Source organism: Klebsiella sp. D-Nf1 (genome assembly GCF_002810515.1).
In the GTDB taxonomy this organism is placed as follows: domain Bacteria; phylum Pseudomonadota; class Gammaproteobacteria; order Enterobacterales; family Enterobacteriaceae; genus Klebsiella; species Klebsiella variicola.
Genome location: NZ_PIOK01000003.1, coordinates 256,493 through 275,558, shown reverse-complemented (window position 1 = coordinate 275,558; position 19,066 = coordinate 256,493). Strand labels below are relative to the sequence as shown.

At 59.2% G+C, this 19,066-nt stretch carries 19 protein-coding genes and 1 pseudogene; 13 read left to right on the top strand and 7 right to left on the bottom strand.

Features of this window, described 5'->3' with window-relative positions:
• Positions 1–13 precede the first annotated feature (13 nt).
• A complete protein-coding gene (gene cysS / locus CWM54_RS15035) occupies positions 14–1,399 on the bottom strand; it encodes a cysteine--tRNA ligase (protein ID WP_100697620.1) in 1,386 nt (461 codons plus the stop codon).
• Between the two features lie 175 nt (positions 1,400–1,574).
• On the opposite strand from cysS, the gene ppiB reads away from it, so the two are divergent.
• The 6 genes and pseudogenes from ppiB (at position 1,575) to mnmH (ending at position 6,100) form a co-directional block, all read left to right on the top strand.
• Positions 1,575–2,069 carry a peptidylprolyl isomerase B gene (gene ppiB, locus CWM54_RS15030; protein ID WP_008805471.1) on the top strand — a complete coding sequence of 165 codons (495 nt, stop codon included), beginning with the start codon at positions 1,575–1,577 and terminating at the stop codon, positions 2,067–2,069.
• A 3-nt stretch (positions 2,070–2,072) separates the two neighbouring features.
• Positions 2,073–2,795 carry a UDP-2,3-diacylglucosamine diphosphatase gene (lpxH, locus tag CWM54_RS15025; protein ID WP_061155485.1) on the top strand — a complete coding sequence of 241 codons (723 nt, stop codon included), beginning with the start codon at positions 2,073–2,075 and terminating at the stop codon, positions 2,793–2,795.
• A gap of 107 nt (positions 2,796–2,902) precedes the next feature.
• Positions 2,903–3,242 (top strand): annotated as a pseudogene (locus CWM54_RS15020) (hypothetical protein).
• Between the two features lie 96 nt (positions 3,243–3,338).
• Positions 3,339–3,848: a 5-(carboxyamino)imidazole ribonucleotide mutase gene (purE, locus tag CWM54_RS15010; protein WP_004151322.1), complete on the top strand. Its 510-nt coding sequence runs from the start codon at positions 3,339–3,341 to the stop codon at positions 3,846–3,848.
• On the top strand, positions 3,845–4,912 hold the full coding sequence (gene purK, locus CWM54_RS15005) for a 5-(carboxyamino)imidazole ribonucleotide synthase (protein ID WP_008805468.1): 1,068 nt from the start codon (positions 3,845–3,847) through the stop codon (positions 4,910–4,912). The genes purE and purK overlap by 4 nt, the downstream gene beginning before the upstream one ends.
• A 111-nt stretch (positions 4,913–5,023) precedes the next feature.
• A complete protein-coding gene (mnmH, locus tag CWM54_RS15000; RefSeq protein WP_100697618.1) occupies positions 5,024–6,100 on the top strand; it encodes a tRNA 2-selenouridine(34) synthase MnmH in 1,077 nt (358 codons plus the stop codon).
• A 107-nt stretch (positions 6,101–6,207) separates the two neighbouring features.
• Here mnmH and CWM54_RS14995 read toward each other — a convergent pair whose 3' ends face one another.
• Positions 6,208–7,353 (bottom strand): porin, encoded by a 1,146-nt coding sequence (locus tag CWM54_RS14995; protein WP_100697616.1) that lies wholly within the window; start codon positions 7,351–7,353, stop codon positions 6,208–6,210.
• Positions 7,354–7,471: 118 nt separating this feature from the next.
• On the opposite strand from CWM54_RS14995, the gene CWM54_RS28675 reads away from it, so the two are divergent.
• The gene (locus tag CWM54_RS28675; RefSeq protein ID WP_227520718.1) at positions 7,472–7,573 is read left to right on the top strand and encodes a hypothetical protein; all 102 of its coding nucleotides are present in this window, start codon (positions 7,472–7,474) and stop codon (positions 7,571–7,573) included.
• Here CWM54_RS28675 and ybbP read toward each other — a convergent pair.
• Together ybbP and ybbA are read right to left on the bottom strand one after the other, a co-directional pair.
• Positions 7,535–9,949 carry a putative ABC transporter permease subunit YbbP gene (gene ybbP / locus CWM54_RS14990; protein ID WP_100697614.1) on the bottom strand — a complete coding sequence of 805 codons (2,415 nt, stop codon included), beginning with the start codon at positions 9,947–9,949 and terminating at the stop codon, positions 7,535–7,537. The two genes, CWM54_RS28675 and ybbP, sit on opposite strands and share 39 nt — an antisense overlap.
• Complete coding sequence (gene ybbA / locus CWM54_RS14985) at positions 9,946–10,632, bottom strand: putative ABC transporter ATP-binding protein YbbA (RefSeq protein ID WP_100697612.1); 687 nt, start codon at positions 10,630–10,632, stop codon at positions 9,946–9,948. The genes ybbP and ybbA overlap by 4 nt, the downstream gene beginning before the upstream one ends.
• Here ybbA and tesA point away from each other — a divergent pair.
• Genes tesA through CWM54_RS14970 form a run of 3 tightly spaced genes read left to right on the top strand, consistent with a single transcriptional unit; the run spans position 10,603 to position 12,938 of the window.
• Positions 10,603–11,226 carry a multifunctional acyl-CoA thioesterase I/protease I/lysophospholipase L1 gene (gene tesA / locus CWM54_RS14980; protein WP_032739210.1) on the top strand — a complete coding sequence of 208 codons (624 nt, stop codon included), beginning with the start codon at positions 10,603–10,605 and terminating at the stop codon, positions 11,224–11,226. The genes ybbA and tesA overlap by 30 nt on opposite strands.
• Positions 11,216–12,025, top strand: a complete 810-nt coding sequence (locus tag CWM54_RS14975; protein WP_165785932.1) for an SDR family oxidoreductase — start codon at positions 11,216–11,218, stop codon at positions 12,023–12,025. Before tesA ends, CWM54_RS14975 begins: the two co-directional genes overlap by 11 nt.
• Before the next feature lie 58 nt (positions 12,026–12,083).
• Complete coding sequence (locus CWM54_RS14970; protein WP_074386703.1) at positions 12,084–12,938, top strand: co-chaperone YbbN; 855 nt, start codon at positions 12,084–12,086, stop codon at positions 12,936–12,938.
• Positions 12,939–13,034: 96 nt separating this feature from the next.
• Here CWM54_RS14970 and fetB read toward each other — a convergent pair whose 3' ends face one another.
• Together fetB and fetA are read right to left on the bottom strand one after the other, a co-directional pair.
• Positions 13,035–13,817 (bottom strand): iron efflux ABC transporter permease subunit FetB, encoded by a 783-nt coding sequence (fetB, locus tag CWM54_RS14965; protein ID WP_012968803.1) that lies wholly within the window; start codon positions 13,815–13,817, stop codon positions 13,035–13,037.
• A complete protein-coding gene (gene fetA / locus CWM54_RS14960) occupies positions 13,804–14,481 on the bottom strand; it encodes an iron efflux ABC transporter ATP-binding subunit FetA (RefSeq protein ID WP_061155505.1) in 678 nt (225 codons plus the stop codon). Before fetA ends, fetB begins: the two co-directional genes overlap by 14 nt.
• 140 nt (positions 14,482–14,621) lie before the next feature.
• Here fetA and CWM54_RS14955 point away from each other — a divergent pair, with 140 nt between their 5' ends.
• On the top strand, positions 14,622–15,539 hold the full coding sequence (locus tag CWM54_RS14955) for an SPFH domain-containing protein (protein ID WP_061155506.1): 918 nt from the start codon (positions 14,622–14,624) through the stop codon (positions 15,537–15,539).
• Entirely contained in the window at positions 15,536–15,994 is a 459-nt protein-coding gene (locus CWM54_RS14950; protein WP_061155507.1) for an NfeD family protein, read from the top strand. The genes CWM54_RS14955 and CWM54_RS14950 overlap by 4 nt, the downstream gene beginning before the upstream one ends.
• On the opposite strand, the gene cueR is transcribed toward CWM54_RS14950, so the two are convergent.
• Positions 15,991–16,401, bottom strand: a complete 411-nt coding sequence (gene cueR / locus CWM54_RS14945) for a Cu(I)-responsive transcriptional regulator (protein ID WP_002892208.1) — start codon at positions 16,399–16,401, stop codon at positions 15,991–15,993. The two genes, CWM54_RS14950 and cueR, sit on opposite strands and share 4 nt — an antisense overlap.
• A 107-nt stretch (positions 16,402–16,508) precedes the next feature.
• On the opposite strand from cueR, the gene copA reads away from it, so the two are divergent.
• Complete coding sequence (copA, locus tag CWM54_RS14940; protein WP_100697610.1) at positions 16,509–19,010, top strand: copper-exporting P-type ATPase CopA; 2,502 nt, start codon at positions 16,509–16,511, stop codon at positions 19,008–19,010.
• Positions 19,011–19,066: the final 56 nt, after the last annotated feature.

The window sequence follows — 19,066 nt, the reverse complement described above, 5'->3', positions numbered from 1 at the left end:
GTTTTTTTATGGCTTACTTCCGGCGCCAGGTGGTGCCCTGCGGGCCATCTTCCAGCACAATACCCATCTCGTTGAGACGGTCGCGCGCCGCATCCGCCGCCGCCCAGTCTTTCGCTTTACGCGCGTTCAGACGCTGCTGGATGAGCGATTCGATCTCCGCCACTTCCGCGTCGTCGGCCTGCGCGCCGCTCTGCAGGAACGCGTCCGGCTCCTGCTCCAGCAGACCCAGCACCGCAGCAAGCTTACGCAGGTGGGCCGCCATGGCGTTCGCCGCGGCCGCGTCCTCGGTTTTCAGGCGGTTCACTTCACGCGCCATATCGAACAGCACCGAGTAGGCTTCCGGGGTGTTGAAGTCGTCGTCCATCGCCTCGATAAAGCGTGCTTCGAAGGCTTCGCCACCCGCCGCGTCGACGGATTTGTCCGTCCCGCGCAGCGCGGTGTACAGACGCTCCAGCGCCGAACGCGCCTGCTTGAGGTTCTCTTCGCTGTAGTTCAACTGGCTGCGATAGTGGCCGGACATCAGGAAGTAGCGAATCGTCTCCGCATCGTAATACTTCAGCACGTCGCGGACGGTAAAGAAGTTACCCAGCGATTTCGACATCTTCTCGCGGTCAACCATCACCATGCCGGAGTGCATCCAGTAGTTAACGTACTCGCCGTCATGGGCGCAGGTGGACTGGGCGATTTCGTTTTCATGATGCGGGAACATCAGATCCGAACCGCCGCCGTGAATATCGAAGTGGTTGCCAAGCTGCTTGCAGTTCATCGCCGAGCACTCGATATGCCAGCCCGGACGGCCCGCGCCCCACGGCGACGGCCAGCTTGGCTCGCCCTCTTTCGACATCTTCCACAGGACGAAGTCCATCGGGTTACGCTTGACGTCAACCACGTCAACGCGCGCCCCCGCCTGCAGCTGATCGAGATCCTGACGTGACAGCAAACCGTAGTTCGGGTCCGTCGGCACGTCAAACATCACGTCGCCGTTATCCGCCACATAGGCATGGCCTTTGGCGATCAGCTGTTCGGTGATCTCAATGATCTCCGCGATATGGTGCGTCGCACGCGGCTCGCTGTCGGGACGCAGAATATTCAGCGCGTCAAAATCTTTGTGCATTTCGGCAATCATGCGATCGACCAGCGCGACAAAGCTTTCGCCGTTTTCATTAGCGCGCTTAATGATTTTGTCGTCGATATCGGTGATATTGCGCACGTACTTCAGCTTATAGCCAAGAAAACGCAGATAGCGCGCCACGACGTCAAAGGAGACGAAGGTACGGCCATGGCCGATATGACAGAGATCGTAAACGGTAATACCACACACGTACATGCCGACTTCCCCGGCATGGATAGGTTTAAATTCCTCTTTCTGGCGCGTCAGTGTATTAAAAATTTTTAACATCGAAGATTCCGTGTAGACGTGTGTGGGTAATGAAGTCTCTATAATACCCATAATTCAGACCGGACGCAGCACACATTGCAAGGTGCATCGACCCCCGCGGTTATGCTATAACACCCCCCTATATCTCACCCGACATCGGGTGCTGGCACCACACTCATCGGAACAGGATGCAAAAATGGTTACTTTCCACACCAATCATGGCGATATCGTAATCAAAACGTTTGACGACAAAGCGCCGGAAACAGTTAAAAACTTCCTGGACTACTGCCGCGAAGGTTTCTACGACAACACCATTTTCCACCGTGTTATCAACGGCTTTATGATTCAGGGCGGCGGTTTCGAACCGGGCATGAAACAAAAAGAGACCAAATCTCCGATTCAGAACGAAGCGAACAACGGCCTGAAAAACACCCGTGGTACGCTGGCAATGGCCCGTACTCAGGCGCCGCACTCCGCCACTGCCCAGTTCTTCATCAACGTGGCCGACAACGACTTCCTGAACTTCTCTGGCGAAAGCCTGCAGGGTTGGGGCTACTGCGTTTTCGCTGAAGTGGTTGAAGGCATGGACGTGGTAGACAAAATCAAAGCGGTTGCCACCGGCCGCAGCGGCATGCACCAGGATGTGCCGAAAGATGATGTGATCATCAAAAGCGTCACCGTCAGCGAGTAATTCGTGGCGACACTTTTTATTGCAGATTTGCACCTGCAAACAGAAGAACCGGCGATCACCGCCGGTTTTCTGCGTTTTTTACAGGGCGAAGCCCGCCAGGCGGACGCCCTGTATATCCTTGGCGATCTGTTTGAAGCGTGGATCGGCGATGACGATCCCAACCCGTTGCACCAGCAGATTGCCGCGGCAATCAAAGCCGTCGTCGACGCCGGCGTGCCCTGCTACTTCATCCACGGCAACCGCGATTTTCTCGTCGGCCAGCGCTTTGCCCGCCAGAGCGGGATGCTCCTGCTCGCCGAAGAAGAGCGACTGGACCTCTATGGCCGTGAAGTGTTGATTATGCATGGCGACACATTGTGCACCGATGACCCAGGCTATCTGGCGTTTCGCGCCAAAGTCCACACCCCGTGGATCCAGCGTCTGTTCCTCGCCCTGCCGCTGTTTATCCGCCGCCGCATCGCCGCTCGCATGCGCGCCGACAGCAAAGCCGCCAACAGCAGCAAATCAATGGACATTATGGATGTGAATCCACAGGCGGTGGTTGACGCGATGGAGCGGCATCACGTGCAGTGGCTGATCCACGGCCATACCCATCGCCCGGCGGTCCATGAACTGCAGGCCAACGGCCAACCCGCATGGCGCGTGGTACTTGGCGCCTGGCACAGCGAAGGTTCGATGGTCAAGGTGACGCCGGACGACGTCAAACTCATCCACTTCCCGTTCTAGTTCCTGCGCGAGCACAATTCCGAAAGCGCCTTTTGCCTGGGCGAAGGTGCGCGCTTCCCCGCGTCCTGCATGCTAGTCTCCCACGACATCACTCTCAAGGAATGAGCATGAACAGGAAAAAGTGGAGTCAGCCGCTGATGTGGGGAATGATCATCGCGATCCTCAATCCGTTAGGGGTTAGTTATATCGCCTTAATCGGCGTCGCTATCGGCAACACGCTGACGTTTGTCTGGTGTGCAATGCTGGCGTGGGCCATCTATTTCTATGCCATTTATTTGCTCTGTACCCGCCCTCACGATAGCCGGCTGGTACAAATCTATTTACTGATTATGGGCACCCTGATGCTCCCGTGGGGGGTTAGTGCTGCTTATCACCTGTATCATGAATGAGATAAAGGCCAGTAAGCCGCGATCGACGTCATCACTGAACGAGACAAAAGACGGCTAACCATGCGCACGCAACCGTTTTCCTTGCTGGCAGTTCATGCTATTCTCTGTGGCCTCTAAAGCAGTGTGAAACACACCCACAGGAGTTTTAAGACGCATGTCTTCCCGCAATAATTCGGCGCGTATCGCCATCGTGATGGGGTCCAAAAGCGACTGGGCTACCATGCAATTTACCGCAGAAATCCTTGATGCCCTGAACGTTCCGTACCATGTCGAGGTGGTCTCCGCCCATCGCACGCCCGATAAGCTGTTCAGCTTTGCTGAAAGCGCCGAGAGCCACGGTTATCAGGTGATTATTGCAGGGGCAGGCGGCGCGGCGCATCTGCCGGGCATGATTGCGGCGAAAACCCTGGTGCCGGTGCTCGGCGTACCGGTTCAGAGCGCAGCCTTAAGCGGTGTCGACAGCCTCTACTCCATTGTGCAAATGCCGCGCGGCATTCCGGTCGGTACGCTGGCCATCGGCAAAGCCGGGGCCGCTAACGCCGGCCTGCTCGCCGCGCAGATCCTCGCTCAGCATGATGCCGAACTTCACCAGCGCCTGAGCGCCTGGCGTCAGGCGCAAACCGATGAAGTGCTGGATAACCCGGATCCGCGGGGTGCGGCATGAAACAGGTATGCGTGCTCGGTAACGGTCAGTTAGGTCGCATGCTGCGCCAGGCCGGTGAGCCGCTGGGCATCGCCGTCTGGCCGGTGGGGCTGGAAGCCGACCCGGAAGCTGTGCCGTTCCAGCAGAGCGTCATCACGGCCGAAATTGAACGCTGGCCGGAAACCGCCCTCACCCGTGAGCTGGCCCGCCACCCGGCGTTCGTCAACCGCGATGTTTTCCCGATTATCGCCGACCGCCTGACGCAAAAGCAGCTGTTCGACAAGCTTGGCCTGGCCACTGCCCCGTGGCAGCTGCTGGCGGATAAAAGCGAATGGCCGGCGGTGTTTGCCCGTCTCGGCGAGCTGGCGATCGTTAAGCGTCGTGTCGGCGGCTACGATGGCCGCGGCCAGTGGCGTCTGCGCGCTGACGAAACCGCGCAACTCCCGGAGGATAACTACGGCGAGTGCATCGTCGAGCAAGGGATTAACTTCTCCGGCGAAGTGTCGCTGGTGGGCGCCCGCGCTCATGACGGTAGCACCGTCTTCTACCCGCTGACCCGCAACCTGCATCAGGACGGTATTCTGCGCGCCAGCGTGGCCTTCCCGCAGGCCAATGCCCGCCAGCAGGAACAAGCGGAAAGCATGCTGACGGCGATCATGAACGAGCTGAACTACGTCGGCGTGATGGCGATGGAGTGCTTCGTCACCGCCGAGGGGCTGCTGATCAACGAGCTGGCACCGCGCGTGCATAACAGCGGCCACTGGACGCAAAATGGCGCCTCCATCAGCCAGTTTGAACTGCATCTGCGAGCGATTACCGACCTGCCGCTGCCGCCGCCGGTGGTCAACAGCCCGTCGGTGATGATCAACCTGATCGGCACCGATCTCAACTACGACTGGCTGAAGCTGCCGCTGGTGCACCTGCACTGGTACGATAAAGAGGTGCGTCCGGGTCGCAAAGTCGGCCACCTGAACCTCACCGACAGCGATACCGATCGCCTGAGCGCGACGCTGGAAGCGATCAAGCCACTGCTGCCGCCGGAGTACACCAGCGGCCTGTTCTGGGCGCAATCGCAGCTCAGCTAAGCCCTTCGTGCCGGGGATTTGATCTATCCCCTTCCCCGGCACACCTTGAGGCGCGTACAATCCCCCCCTTGCTGTAAAGCCCATTTCTGTTTTGACTTCAGAGGATACCCCATGACCAATGGGACGGATTATCGCGCCATTCTCGCCAGCGATACGCCACTGATTGACGTACGCGCCCCGGTGGAGTTTAGCCAAAGCGCGATGCCGGCGGCGATCAACCTGCCGCTGATGAATGATGAAGAACGCGCCGCGGTCGGCACTTGCTACAAACGCCAGGGGCCGGAAGCGGCGCTGGCTCTCGGCCATAAGCTGGTTGATGGCGACCTGCGCGCCAGCCGGATCCAGGCGTGGCTGGAAGCCTGTGCCCGTTACCCGCTCGGTTACCTGTGCTGCGCCCGCGGCGGCCAGCGATCGCATATCGTCCAGCAATGGCTGAAAGACGCTGGCGTGGATTACCCCCTGATCGTCGGCGGCTATAAAGCGCTACGCCAGGCGGCGATCCAGGCCACCGACGAACTGGTGCAGCGCCCGATTGTGCTGATTGGCGGCTGCACCGGCAATGGCAAAACTCAGCTGGTTTGCTCGCGCCCGGATGGTATCGATCTGGAAGGGCTTGCCCATCACCGCGGTTCATCATTCGGTCGAACCCTGCAGGATCAGCACCCGCAGGCCACCTTTGAAAACCATCTGGCGGTCAGCCTGCTTAAAAAAGCCGAACAGCAGACCCGCTGGGTGCTGGAAGATGAAGGCCATATGATCGGCGCCAACCATCTGCCGGAGTGCCTGCGCCTGCGCATGGCGCAATCGCCGCTGGCGGTGGTGGAAGATCCGTTTGATGTTCGCCTCGAACGGCTGCGCGAAGAGTACTTCGATCGCATGTATCGCGACTTCATCGCCGCGTATGGCGAAGAGAAAGGCTGGCAGGCATACGGCGAGTACCTCCATCACGGTCTGTTTGCCATCCGCCGTCGCCTGGGGCTGCAGCGTTTTGCTCAGCTGACTGAACGGCTCGATGAGGCGCTGGCGCAGCAGCAGCGCACCGCCAGCACCGAGGCGCACTTCGCCTGGCTGGTGCCGCTGCTGGAAGAATATTACGATCCAATGTATCGCTATCAGTTAGGGAAAAAAGCCGGGAAGATTATTTTTCGTGGCAACTGGCAGGAGGTCGCCGCCTGGCTGGCGAAGTAACCACATGCTCTATTGTCCCGGCTTGCGGCGTAAACGCCTTAGCCGGGCTACTGGTCGGCGCGATTTATAGCCCCGATAGCGCAGCGCGACCGGGGAGTTGTGACCGCTTAGAAGTCGTAGCGCAGGCGCACCAGGTTCATATCCCCCAGGTTGTCGGTGCTGGAGGTAAACACGTGTTCGTAGTCAACGCGGAAACCGTAATCCAGCTGGAAGCTGATCCCCAGACCGTTATCGATACGCTGGTAGTTGCGGCCATTCACGTACTGCAGGCGGTCGCCCATAAAGTACGGCTGAATAGATTTAACAGCGTATTGATTGATCGGGAATTTATAGCCCGCAAAATATTCAATCCCCCAGGCGTCGCCGGCGAAGTAGTTATGCACATCGGTTTTTTTGGTGGTGAGGAAGTTCTGATACCAGCCGCCGCCAAAGGAGAAGGTCCAGTTATCCGGGGTCCAGCTCAGCGCGGTACCGACGATGTTCTGGTCATAGGTTTTGTTGTCGGAACTTGACGGGTCGCGCATTTCGGCGCGAGTGTAGTTCCACGCAGTACCCCAGGTCAGGTCCTTCATGATGTGGTAGTCCGCACCAATAGAACCGCCGCCTTTACGCTTGTAGCGCAGGCCGTTGCCAGGCAGATACTCACTATCTTCGAACAGATAAGAGCCGTAAAGATCGACATTACCCACGGTTTTCTTATATTTCAGCATATTACGTGAACGATAAGAACCATCGTAATCGCCGTTAATACCGTTGCCAGGGGCCTGACCGATCATATCGTAGTCCCAAATATCGGTTTTCGCGCCGACCACATCATAGTAAATGCTGTTCTGCTGCCCGTAGGTTAAGGTTCCCCAGGTATCGCTTTTCAGGCCGGTATACAGCATGCGGCGGGTGGTATTGTTTGCGCCTTCCGCGTAGTGGTTATCCCAGTCAAACAGCGCCGGAATGTTCACCCCCAGTTCGTAGTAGCTGATCCAGCTAATATCATCGAACAGGTAGTAATCCGCCGCGAAGCGGAAACGGGTGCCACCGTCGAAACCGTTACGCTTATAGGATCCTTTATCACCATCGCCGCTCATCATGTTGAACTGCGGACGAATACTCCCGCCGACGGTAAAGTTAAGCCGACTTAACGGATCGCCCGCCTGCGGATCTTGTTTCAGCAGCGTGATCTCCGCGTGGGAAGCAAATGACGTTAACGCTAATGCTGCGCCGATCGAGATCGCCAGCGCTTTTATTTTATGTGCCATAGTTTTTCCTTGATTAATAAGCAACCTTATATTTACCAGCTGAATATTAACCGCGAATCCACACAGCGTGTTGTCGGTTTTTTAATGTTTTGTGCGCTTAAAAATCAACTAGTTATCAATTTGTGCGCTTAAAATAAAAGCGCCGCCAAAAACGGCGGCGCATCATCGAAATGCAATAATCTTACTGGCTAAACTGGCGGAACAACGCTTTCCCTTTTAACAAACGCAGCCCCAGCCCGCCACCGCACAGGGATAACAACACCGCTCCCGTCAGCGGCAGCATCACCCACAAGCGCCAGTCCGGCGCCCAGGGGAAATCAAAGACTCGGGTCTGCAGCATCGCCAGCGCCACTTCCGCGCCTATCGCCGCCACCAGTCCGGAAACCAGCCCCAGCAGGGCAAACTCCGCCCACAGCGTGGCGCGTAGCAGTGATTTACCAGCCCCCAGCGTGCGCCAGACCACCAGCTCCTGATGCCGCTGGCGCATACCGACCTGGACCTGCGCCAGCAACAGCAGCATGCCGCAGGCCGTGACCAGGCCCACCATCACCTCCAGCGCCCGGCTGACCTGGGAGAGCACCTGGCCGACCTGACGCAGGATGGCGCCGATGTCCAGCAGGCTAACGGTGGGAAACTCGCGGTTCAACTGGGTCAACATCGCGGGACCGTTATCCCAGCGGAAGCTGGTGAGCCAGCTCTGCGGCTGCCCGTCCAGCGCCCCGGAGGGGAAAATAAAGAAGAAGTTGGGCCGCAGGCTCTCCCAGTCAACTTTGCGCACGCTGCTGACCTTCGCGCTGAAGTCCTGAGTATCGCCGGTAAAGGTCACCGTATCGCCGATCTTCACCCCCAGCCGCTGCGCCAGTCCCTCTTCAATCGATACCTCGCCCGGCTTCGGCGGCCAGTTGCCGGCCACCAGCGGATTATGATCCGGACGATCGGCGCTCCAGGTCAGATTGAGTTCCCGGTTAAGCGCTTCATCTTTGTTCCCGTCCGTGGAGTGACCGTTGATCTGCGTCAGACGAGCCCGGACGATCGGATAAAATTCCGCCGCCCGGGTCTGGTGTTCGGCGAGGAAAGTCTTCACCGGCATTATCTGCTCAGGGGCGATATTGATCAGAAAGTAGTTCGGGCTTTCCGGGGGCAGCTGCTGCTGCCAGCGGTCAAGCAGATCGCCGCGCAGCACCAGCAGCAGCGCCAGCAGCATAAACGACAGGGAAAACGCCGCCAGCTGGCTGAGGGTCGACCACGGCTGGCGCAGCAGGCGGTTCACCGCCAGGCGCAGCGGCAAGGCTTTGAGCGTCAGGCGTTTGAGCAGCCACAACAATCCCCAGCCCACCAGGCCGCACAGCAGCGCCAGTACCACTGCCCCGGCCAGTACCGACCACAGCAGCGGGCTGCCGCCCATCAGCCAGGCCAGCCCCCCGACCACAATCGCGCAGACCACAGGAATATAGTGTTTCAGCGGCCAGACGTTAGCCACCACATCCTGACGCAGCACCCGCAGCGGCAGGGTCGCCAGCAGCAGTCGATACGGCCGCAGGCCCACCAGCAGGGAAATGACGCCTGTCGCCCCGATAGCCCACAGCCACGGCCAACCGCTGGCAGCGGGTAGTGCGGCGGGCAGCACCGGTTTGAGCATCAGCAACAACAGGCGCTCCAGCGCCAGGCCCACGACCCCACCGCTTATCACCGACAGCGTCAGCAGCAGCAGCCACTGACCGACGATAAGCTTGCGCAGCTGCGCCCGCCCCGCGCCCAGCGTCTTCAAAATCGCGACCAGATCGTAGCGGCTGCGACAGTAGTGGCTCATCGCCACGGCGATCGCGGCAACGGCCAGCAGCAACGTCAACAGCGCGGATAACAGCAGGAACTGCTGCGAGCGTTCGAGGGATTTGCCCAGCGCGCTGTCGTCCTGTTCGAGGCCAGTCCAGCGATGTTCCGCGCCGAGCTTCGGCAGCAGCCATTGTTCATAATCCGCCAGCTGTTGCGCGTTACCGGCGAACTTATAGCGCCATGCGACGCGACTGCCGGGCTGCACGGCCCCGGTTTTTGCCACGTCGGCCATATTCATCATCAGTCGCGGCGCCATCTGGAAGGGGTTAAACCCCGCGTCTGGCTCCTGAATCACTTCCCCGGCAATACGCAGCGTGGCATCGCCCACGTCAATCGTATCGCCGGTTTTCAGGTTCAGCAGCGCCATCAGCCTTGGCGCCAGCAGCACGCTCCCCGCCTGCGGCTTCAGCCCCGGCGGCTGCGTCTCGAGGGTGCCATACAGCGGATAGCGGTTGTCCACCGCCTTAACGTCCGCCAGCTGCGGCGTATCACCGGCGAACGTCATGGTGGCGAAGCTCAGCTGCTCGCCGACGGTCAGCCCTGACTTCCGCGCTTGCGCGATCCACTCGGCGGGTACCTCGCGGGAACTGCGCAGCGTACGGTCGCCGGCCATAAACTCCCGGCTTTGCTGGCTAAGGCCTTTCTCCATCCGATCGCTTATCGACCCCAGAGCCAGCACGCAGGCCACAGAGAGACTTAACGCCAGCCAGACGATCAGCAGCGACGGCGAGCGCCATTCGCGCCAGAACCAGCGGGCGATCATGCTTCCTCCCGCAGCTGGCCATCCACCAGGCGCAGACGGCGGTCGCAGCGCGCCGCCAGCAGCGGATCGTGAGTGACGAGGATCAGGGTGGTACCGTGTTCGCGATTAAGCGAGAACAGCAGATCGGCAATTTTGTCCCCGGTCTGGCGATCGAGGTTGCCGGTGGGCTCATCGGCGAACAGGAGGGCCGGGCGACCGTTAAAGGCCCGGGCCAGCGCCACCCTCTGCTGTTCACCGCCGGAGAGTTGCGCCGGCAGGTGGTGCAGGCGTTTGCCAAGCCCCAGTTGCTCAAGCAGCGCGCGGGCATCGCCCTGACTCTCGCTGTCGCTGGCGCCGCGCAGCAGCGCCGGCAGCTCGACGTTCTCCATGGCGTTGAGCGTTGGGATCAGCATAAACGACTGAAAAACAAAGCCAACGTGCTGCGCCCGCAGCGCCGCCCGCGCCTCTTCATCCATTTGGTGCAGCGGTTTGCCCAGCATTGAGACTTCCCCGCTGCTGCCATCGTCCAGGCCAGCGAGGATCGCCAGCAGGGTCGATTTGCCGGAACCCGACTCGCCAATCAAGGCGATGGTCTGCCGCGGTTTGACAACCAGCTCAACTCCGGTGAGGATGGAGAGCTGATGCTCTCCCTGACCGACGGATTTCTTAAGATGATGAACTTCAAGTATGTTTTCCGCTGGCATGTGCCTTTCCTGTTTTTGTTCCTGTTTACCTGCCGCGCGATGGCGGCGGACACGCTGCTAATACTCGGCGACAGCCTGAGCGCTGGCTATCGAATGGCGGCCAACGCCGCCTGGCCTGCGCTGCTCAATGAGAAGTGGCAGGCGAAAACGCCGGTGGTGAACGCCAGCATCAGCGGCGATACCTCGCAGCAGGGGCTGGCCCGCCTGCCTGCGCTGCTTAAGCAGCATCAGCCGCGCTGGGTGCTGGTTGAGCTCGGCGGCAATGACGGACTGCGAGGCTTTCCACCGCAGCAAACCGAGCAGACGCTGCGCACCATTATCAAGGATATCAAAGCGGCCAACGCCGAGCCGCTGCTGATGCAAATTCACCTGCCGGCGAACTATGGCCGCCGTTATAATGAAGCCTTCGGCGCGATTTACCCGGCCCTGGCCAGGGAGTTCGATATTCCTCTCCTGCCCTTTTTTATGGAAGAGGTGTATCTGAAACCGCAATGGATGCAAGACGACGGCATTCACCCGAATCGCGACGCGCAGCCGTTTATCGCCGACTGGATGGCGAACCGGCTGGCTCCCTTAGTTAATCATGACTCCTGAACGCCAGGGGTCGCTGACAGGTAAAGTTATGCAAAAAACGGTTTTAGTGACAGGCTGTTCCAGCGGAATTGGTCTGGAAAGCGCGCTGGATTTAACCCGCCAGGGCTTTCGCGTGCTGGCGGCCTGCCGCAAAGCGGAGGACGTCGCGCGGATGCAGGAGCTGGGGCTAACCGGTATTTTGCTCGATCTGGATGACCCACAGAGCGTGGAGCGCGCGGCAGCGGAGGTGATTGCGCTGACCGATAATCGTCTCTATGGCCTGTTCAATAATGCCGGTTATGGCGTCTATGGCCCGCTGAACACCATCAGCCGCCAGCAAATGGAACAGCAGTTTTCCGCCAACTTTTTCGGCGCGCATCAGCTGACCATGCTGCTGCTGCCGGCGATGACGCCACACGGCGAAGGGCGCATCGTGATGACCTCCTCGGTGATGGGGCTTATTGCCAGTCCCGGTCGCGGTGCCTATGCCGCCAGTAAATACGCCCTCGAGGCGTGGTCCGATGCGCTACGCATGGAACTGCGCCACAGTGGTATTCAGGTCAGCCTGATTGAACCGGGCCCGATCCGCACCCGCTTTACCGATAACGTCAACCAGACGCAAAGCGATAAACCCGTAGAAAATCCGGGCATTGCCGCCCGCTTTACCCTCGGACCGGAGGCGGTGGTGGAAAAAGTGCGCCACGCTTTTATCAGCGATAAGCCAAAGCTGCGCTATCCGGTCACCCTGGTCACCCATGCGGTGGCGCTGCTCAAACGCCTGCTGCCCGCCCGCGCGATGGACAAAATTATCCACGGCTGAGTTGAAGCGCGGAATGCCGCCCCCATGTAAAACAGAAATCGACTAACGAGAAATGCCCATGTCCGAACAGAATATTGTCAATATTAGCGAAGCGAACCTGCAGCAGACGCTACAGCAGTCCATGAACGCCCCGGTGCTGTTTTATTTCTGGTCTGCCCGCAGCCAGCACTGCGAACAGCTGACCCCAGTACTCGAGCGACTGGCCGCCCAGTACAACGGCCAGTTCACGCTGGCGAAGGTCGATTGCGACGCCGAGCAAATGCTCGCTTCACAGTTTGGTCTGCGCGCCATCCCTACGGTTTATCTGTTCCAGAACGGCCAGCCGGTGGACGGTTTTGAAGGCCCGCAGCCGGAAGAAGCGATTCGCGCCCTGCTGGATAAAGTCCTGCCGCGCGAAGAGGAGCTGAAAGCCCAGCAGGCGTTGGCCCTGATGCAGGAAGAAAAATACGCCGAGGCATTACCGCTGCTGAAGGAAGCCTGGCAGCTGTCGAATCAGGACAGCCAGATTGGTCTGCTGCTGGCGGAAACGCTGATTGCCCTGCACCGTTCCGATGAAGCGGAAAGCGTGCTGAAAACCATCCCGCTGCAGGATCAGGATACCCACTATCAGGGGCTGGTGGCGCAGATTGAGTTGCTCAAACAGGCCGCCGACACCCCGGAAATCCAGCAACTGCAGCAGCAGGTGGAACAGAATCCGGACGATGCGCAACTGGCCTCCCAGCTGGCGCTGCAGCTGCATCAGGTCGGGCGTAATGAAGAGGCGCTGGCGCTGCTGTTCAGCCATCTGCAGAAGGATTTAGGTGCCGGCGATGGCCAGGCGCGCAAGATGCTGCAGGAGATCCTCGCCGCCCTCGGTACTGGCGATGCGCTGGCCGCCAAATATCGTCGTCAGCTGTATTCGCTGCTGTACTAATCCGTTGCTCTTACCCGGATAGCGCTGCGCTTATCCGGGCTACAGATTACGCCGTGGTAGCCCGGGTAAGGCGTGAACGCCGCAACCCGGGATCGTTCACGGGCGCTTTTTCAGCTGTGTCACCACCAGCTGATGGCGGGCATTGAAGAACTTCCGGTAGGTCAGATAGCCGGCGATAATCGTCGACAGGCTGGCAGTCGACAGCAGCATAAAGGTCACCATGATCTGGTACTTAATCGCCTTCACCGGGTCAATACCGGCAAAAATTAGCCCCGACATCATCCCAGGCAAGCTCACCAGCCCGACCGTTTTCGCTGAATCGACGGTGGGAATCAATGACGCGCGAATGCTCTCGCGAATCAGCCGCGCCGCAGCCATCTTCGGCGTCGCGCCGAGGCTCAGCTTCTCCTGAATCTGCTGCTGCTCGCTGCTGAAGCGCTGGCCCATATTGTTGTAGCACAGCCCCACCGCCACCATGGCGTTACCGGCCACCATCCCGGCAATTGGAATAACCTGCATCGGCACAAAGGCGATCGACCCCGAAAAGACCAGTACCGCCAACGTTAGTCCGGCGCCGGTGGTGATGGCAATAAACGACGAGACAAAAGCTTTATCGATATATTTACTGCGCTTCTTCGCATTCCACGCCGCGTTAAAGCAGATAAACAGCACCATCAACAGCGTCAGAACCGCATGATTGACGTTAAAGATATATTTCAGCACATAGCCGACGATAATCAGCTGCACGATCGCCCGGCAAATGCTCCAGATAATATCTTTTTCCAGTGCCAGTTTTTCCCGATAGCTGACCAGAATAGCGATCAGCACCAGCACCATCGACAGCGCCAGCGATTCGTTCGTAATGTTATGCCCGTTCATGCTGTACCTCCTGCATGTTTCCGCCGGCAGGTTGCAGCGTAATCACTTCATCGGCATGCGAAATTTCGTTGCGATCGTGGGTGACCCACAGAACAGCGACCTGTTTTTCCGTCGCGTAGCCATGAATAATTTCATTCACATTCTGTTTATTACTTTCATCCAGCGCGCTGGTAATTTCGTCCAGCAGCAGCACGCGCGGCAGAAATTGTAAATTGCGGATCAGCGATACGCGCTGCTTTTCCCCGCCGGACAGTTCGTTAATAGACTTTTCCAGCATATTTTCGCCAAGGCCAAAGCGCTGCAGGTCAGCCACCAGCGCCTGCGGATCGGGTTGTTTATTGCGGATCTGCCACGGAAAAACCAGGTTATCGTAGACTGAATCACCGAACAGCGCCGGCGTCTGCGCACAGTAAGACACCTGCTGACGATAGGTTTCCGGCGACAGCGTCGCGATATCCACATCGTCAAAAAACAGGCGTCCGGAGGTTGGGCTGAGCAGCGAGGCGATAATCTTCAGCAAGGTGCTTTTCCCGCAGCCGGAAGGCCCGGTAATCAGCTTAAATTCTCCGGGTCTGAGCTGAAGAGTGATATTGTGTAAAATAACTGCGTCGTCGGTCTTAAACCCCACACCTTCGAGACGCAAAAGCGCGTTATTTTCCTTCATGAGTCTTCCTGATTATTTTCTGAAACACCGCTAGTTTACCCCACTTTCCTTTCTCCAGGATGAGGAGAAAGATATACTCAGTTTAAACATGCGCTATTTCCTTGTAGCGCCCCACCAGGCAACAAGACAGGAGGTTTTTGATGCTGATTTTTATTCCTATCCTTATTTTCGTCGCGCTGGTCATTGTGGCCGCGTCGGTGAAAATTGTCCCGCAAGGCTATCAGTGGACGGTAGAGCGTTTTGGGCGCTTTACCCAGACGCTGCAGCCGGGATTAAGCTTAGTCGTGCCGTTTATGGACCGAATCGGCCGCAAAGTGAACATGATGGAGCAGGTGCTCGACATCCCCTCGCAGGAGGTTATCTCCCGGGATAACGCCAACGTCACCATCGACGCGGTCTGCTTTATTCAGGTGATTGACGCGCCAAAGGCCGCCTACGAGGTCAGCAATCTTGAGCTGGCGATCGTCAACCTGACGATGACCAACATCCGTACCGTGCTCGGCTCGATGGAACTGGATGAAATGCTCTCCCAGCGCGACAGTATTAACACCCGACTACTGCATATCGTTGATGACGCAACCAACCCGTGGGGGGTGAAAATCACCCGCGTCGAAATTCGCGACGTTCGCCCACCGGCGGAGCTTATCGCCTCAATGAACGCCCAGATGAAAGCCGAACGTACCAAGCGTGCCTATATTCTGGAGGCGGAAGGGATCCGCCAGGCGGAAATTCTGAAAGCAGAAGGGGAAAAACAGTCGCAGATCCTCAAAGCCGAGGGCGAACGGCAGTCCGCGTTCCTGCAGGCGGAAGCTCGCGAACGTTCCGCCGAAGCGGAAGCCCGCGCCACCCAGATGGTGTCATCGGCGATCGCCTCGGGCGATATTCAGGCGATCAACTACTTCGTGGCGCAGAAATATACCGACGCACTGCTCCAGATTGGATCCGCTAACAACAGCAAAGTAGTGATGATGCCGCTGGATGCCAGCAGCCTGATGGGATCTATCGCCGGGATCAGCGAGCTGATTAAAGAAGGCGCTGGCGATCGGAAAAAATCATGATCGACATGATCCTCGCCCACCCCCATCTGTTCTGGCTAAGCCTGGGCGGACTGCTGCTGGCGGCCGAGATGCTTGGCGGCAGCGGATACCTGCTGTGGAGCGGCGTCGCTGGCGTGGTGACCGGCGCTCTCACCTGGCTCCTGCCGCTGAGCTGGGAATGGCAAGGGACGCTGTTCGCCGTTCTCACCCTGCTGGCGGCGTGGCTGTGGTCGAAATGGCTGCGCAAGCGCGTCAAAACGCAGCGCCCGGCCGATGCTCAGCTCAACCAGCGCGGGCAGCAGCTGGTTGGCCGCCGCCTGACGCTGGATGCCCCGCTGGTAAATGGCCGTGGCCACGTGCGCGTGGGCGACAGCTCCTGGCCGGTAATTGCTGACGAAGACCTCGCGGCGGGCAGCAAGGTCGAAGTGGTCGCCGTCGAAGGGATTACACTACGGATCAGGCCCGCTGTCCGTTAAGCCTGCGCCTTGCGATGACAGCAGCCGGAAAGATTATCGATAATCGGGCACTCCGCGCTGTCATCGCCGGGGCAGGATTCGGCCAGCGCCAGCAGGTGCGCGCGCATATTTTGCAGCTCGCGGATATGGTTCTCGATATCCGCCACTTTCTCCAGCGTGCGTTTTTTCACATCAGCGCTGTGGCGCGACGGATCGTTAAATAAGGCCACCAGCTCGCGGCACTCTTCCAGATTAAACCCCACCTGTCGCGCCTGGCGCAGCAACGTCAGCTCATCGAGATGCTGCTGACTGTAGGTGCGGTAGCCGTTTTCGCTCCGCAACGGCGGCGTCACCAGCCCCTTCTCTTCGTAAAAACGAATCGCTTTGCTGGTTAAACCGGTTTTTTTCGCCACATCGCTGATATTCATTTTTTCTCCTTGACCTTCCCCTTGCTGGAAGGTTTAACCTTCTTAATACTCGATGAAAGAGTGGGTCTGGTCAATCGTTGACCGGAAAATTATTCAGGAGTTTTTGTATGTCTAACACTATCGACCTGACGCTGGATGGCCTCTCCTGTGGGCATTGCGTCAAACGCGTGAAAGAGAGTCTGGAACAGCGCCCTGACGTTGAGCAAGCGGAGGTGACCCTCACTGAAGCCCATGTCACGGGTAGCGCCAGCGCGCAAGCGCTGATTGATACCGTGAAACAAGCCGGATACGGCGCGGAGCTCAGCCACCCAAAGGCTAAACCGCTGGCAGAATCATCAATCCCGTCGGAAGCACTGACAGCGGCCACTCCCGAGCTTCCGGCAGCCCATGACGAAGATGACAGTCAACAGCTGCTGATCAACGGCATGAGCTGCGCCAGCTGCGTCTCCCGGGTACAAAACGCGCTTGCCGCGGTGCCGGGCGTCTCACAGGCGCGGGTTAACCTGGCGGAACGCACGGCGCTGGTGATGGGCAGTGCGTCCGCCGCAGAATTAGTGCAGGCGGTGGAAAAAGCCGGCTATGGCGCGGAGGCGATCGAAGACGATCTGGAACGCCGCGAACGTCAGCAGGAAACCGCTATCGCTACGATGAAGCGTTTTCGCTGGCAGGCGATTGTCGCCCTGCTGGTCGGCGTGCCGGTGATGGTCTGGGGGATGATCGGCGATAACATGATGGTCAGCGACGACAACCGTTCGCTGTGGCTGGCCATCGGTCTTGTCACCCTCGCCGTCATGGTCTTCGCCGGCGGCCACTTCTACCGCAGCGCGTGGAAAAGCCTGAAAAACGGCACCGCCACCATGGATACGCTGGTGGCGCTCGGCACCGGCGTCGCCTGGCTGTACTCCATGAGCGTCAACCTGTGGCCACAGTGGTTCCCGATGGAATCCCGGCATCTGTATTACGAAGCCAGCGCGATGATTATCGGCCTGATTAACCTCGGCCATATGCTGGAGGCCCGCGCTCGCCAGCGCTCCTCGAAAGCGCTGGAGAAACTGCTCGATCTGACGCCGCCTTCAGCCCGCGTGGTGACCCCTGAGGGGGAAAAGGATCTGCCGCTCGCGGAAGTTCAGGCCGGCATGACCCTGCGCCTGACCACCGGCGACCGCGTCCCGGTCGACGGCGTGATAAGCCAGGGCGAAGCCTGGTTTGATGAAGCGATGCTCACCGGCGAACCGGTGCCGCAGCAAAAAGGCGATGGCGATGCCATTCACGCCGGCACCGTGGTGCAGGACGGCAGCGTGCTGTTCACCGCCAGCGCCGTCGGCAGTCAGACCACTCTGGCAAGAATTATCCGTATGGTGCGCCAGGCGCAGAGCAGCAAGCCGGAGATCGGCCAGCTGGCGGATAAAATCTCTGCAGTATTTGTTCCGGCGGTAGTCGCCATTGCGCTGATCAGCGCCGCGATCTGGTACTTCTTCGGCCCGGCGCCGCAGATCGTCTATACCCTGGTCATTGCCACCACGGTACTGATTATCGCCTGTCCATGTGCCTTAGGCCTGGCGACGCCGATGTCGATTATTTCCGGTGTTGGCCGGGCGGCGGAATACGGCGTGCTGGTGCGCGATGCCGATGCCCTGCAGCGCGCCAGCGAGCTCGACACCCTGGTGTTCGATAAAACCGGCACCCTGACCGAAGGCAAGCCGCAGGTGGTGGCGGTGAAAACTTTCTCAACCTTTGATGAATCCACCGTCGTGCGTCTTGCCGCCGCGCTGGAACAGGGCTCAAGCCATCCGCTGGCGCGAGCGATCCTTGATAAAGCCGCCGACAGTTCGTTGCCGGAAGTCAGTGGCTTCCGCACCCTGCGCGGTCTCGGCGTCAGCGGCGAGGCGGAAGGCCATCGCCTGCTGCTCGGCAACCAGGCGCTGCTCAACGAGCAGCATATCAATACCGCCGACATAGAAATCGAGATGACGGCCCAGGCCTCGCGCGGCGCCACGCCGGTGCTGCTGGCGGTGGATGGCCAGGCCGCCGCGCTGTTCGCCATCCGCGACCCGTTACGTGAGGATAGCGTCGACGCGCTGGCGCGCCTGCATCGTCAGGGTTACCGTCTGGTGATGCTGACCGGGGATAACCCCACTACAGCGAATGCCATCGCCAAAGAAGCGGGCATTGATGAAGTGATCGCTGGCGTACTGCCGGACGGTAAAGCCGATGCCATTAAACGTCTGCAGAGCCAGGGACACAAAGTCGCGATGGTCGGCGACGGCATTAACGACGCTCCGGCGCTGGCCCAGGCCGATGTCGGGATCGCCATGGGCGGCGGCAGCGATGTCGCCATTGAAACCGCGGCGATCACCCTGATGCGCCATAGCCTCAACGGCGTGGCCGATGCGCTGGCAATTTCGAAAGCAACGTTACGCAATATGAAGCAGAACCTGCTGGGCGCGTTTGTCTACAACTCGCTGGGTATCCCGATTGCCGCCGGGATCCTCTGGCCGCTGACCGGCACCCTGCTCAATCCGGTGGTCGCCGGCGCGGCGATGGCGCTGTCGTCGATCACCGTGGTGAGTAACGCCAACCGCCTGCTGCGCTTTAAACCGAAAGAGTAAACGAAACGGGCGCCGACGTTGTTTGGCGCCCGTTTTTTTGCTGAGACAAGAAAAGC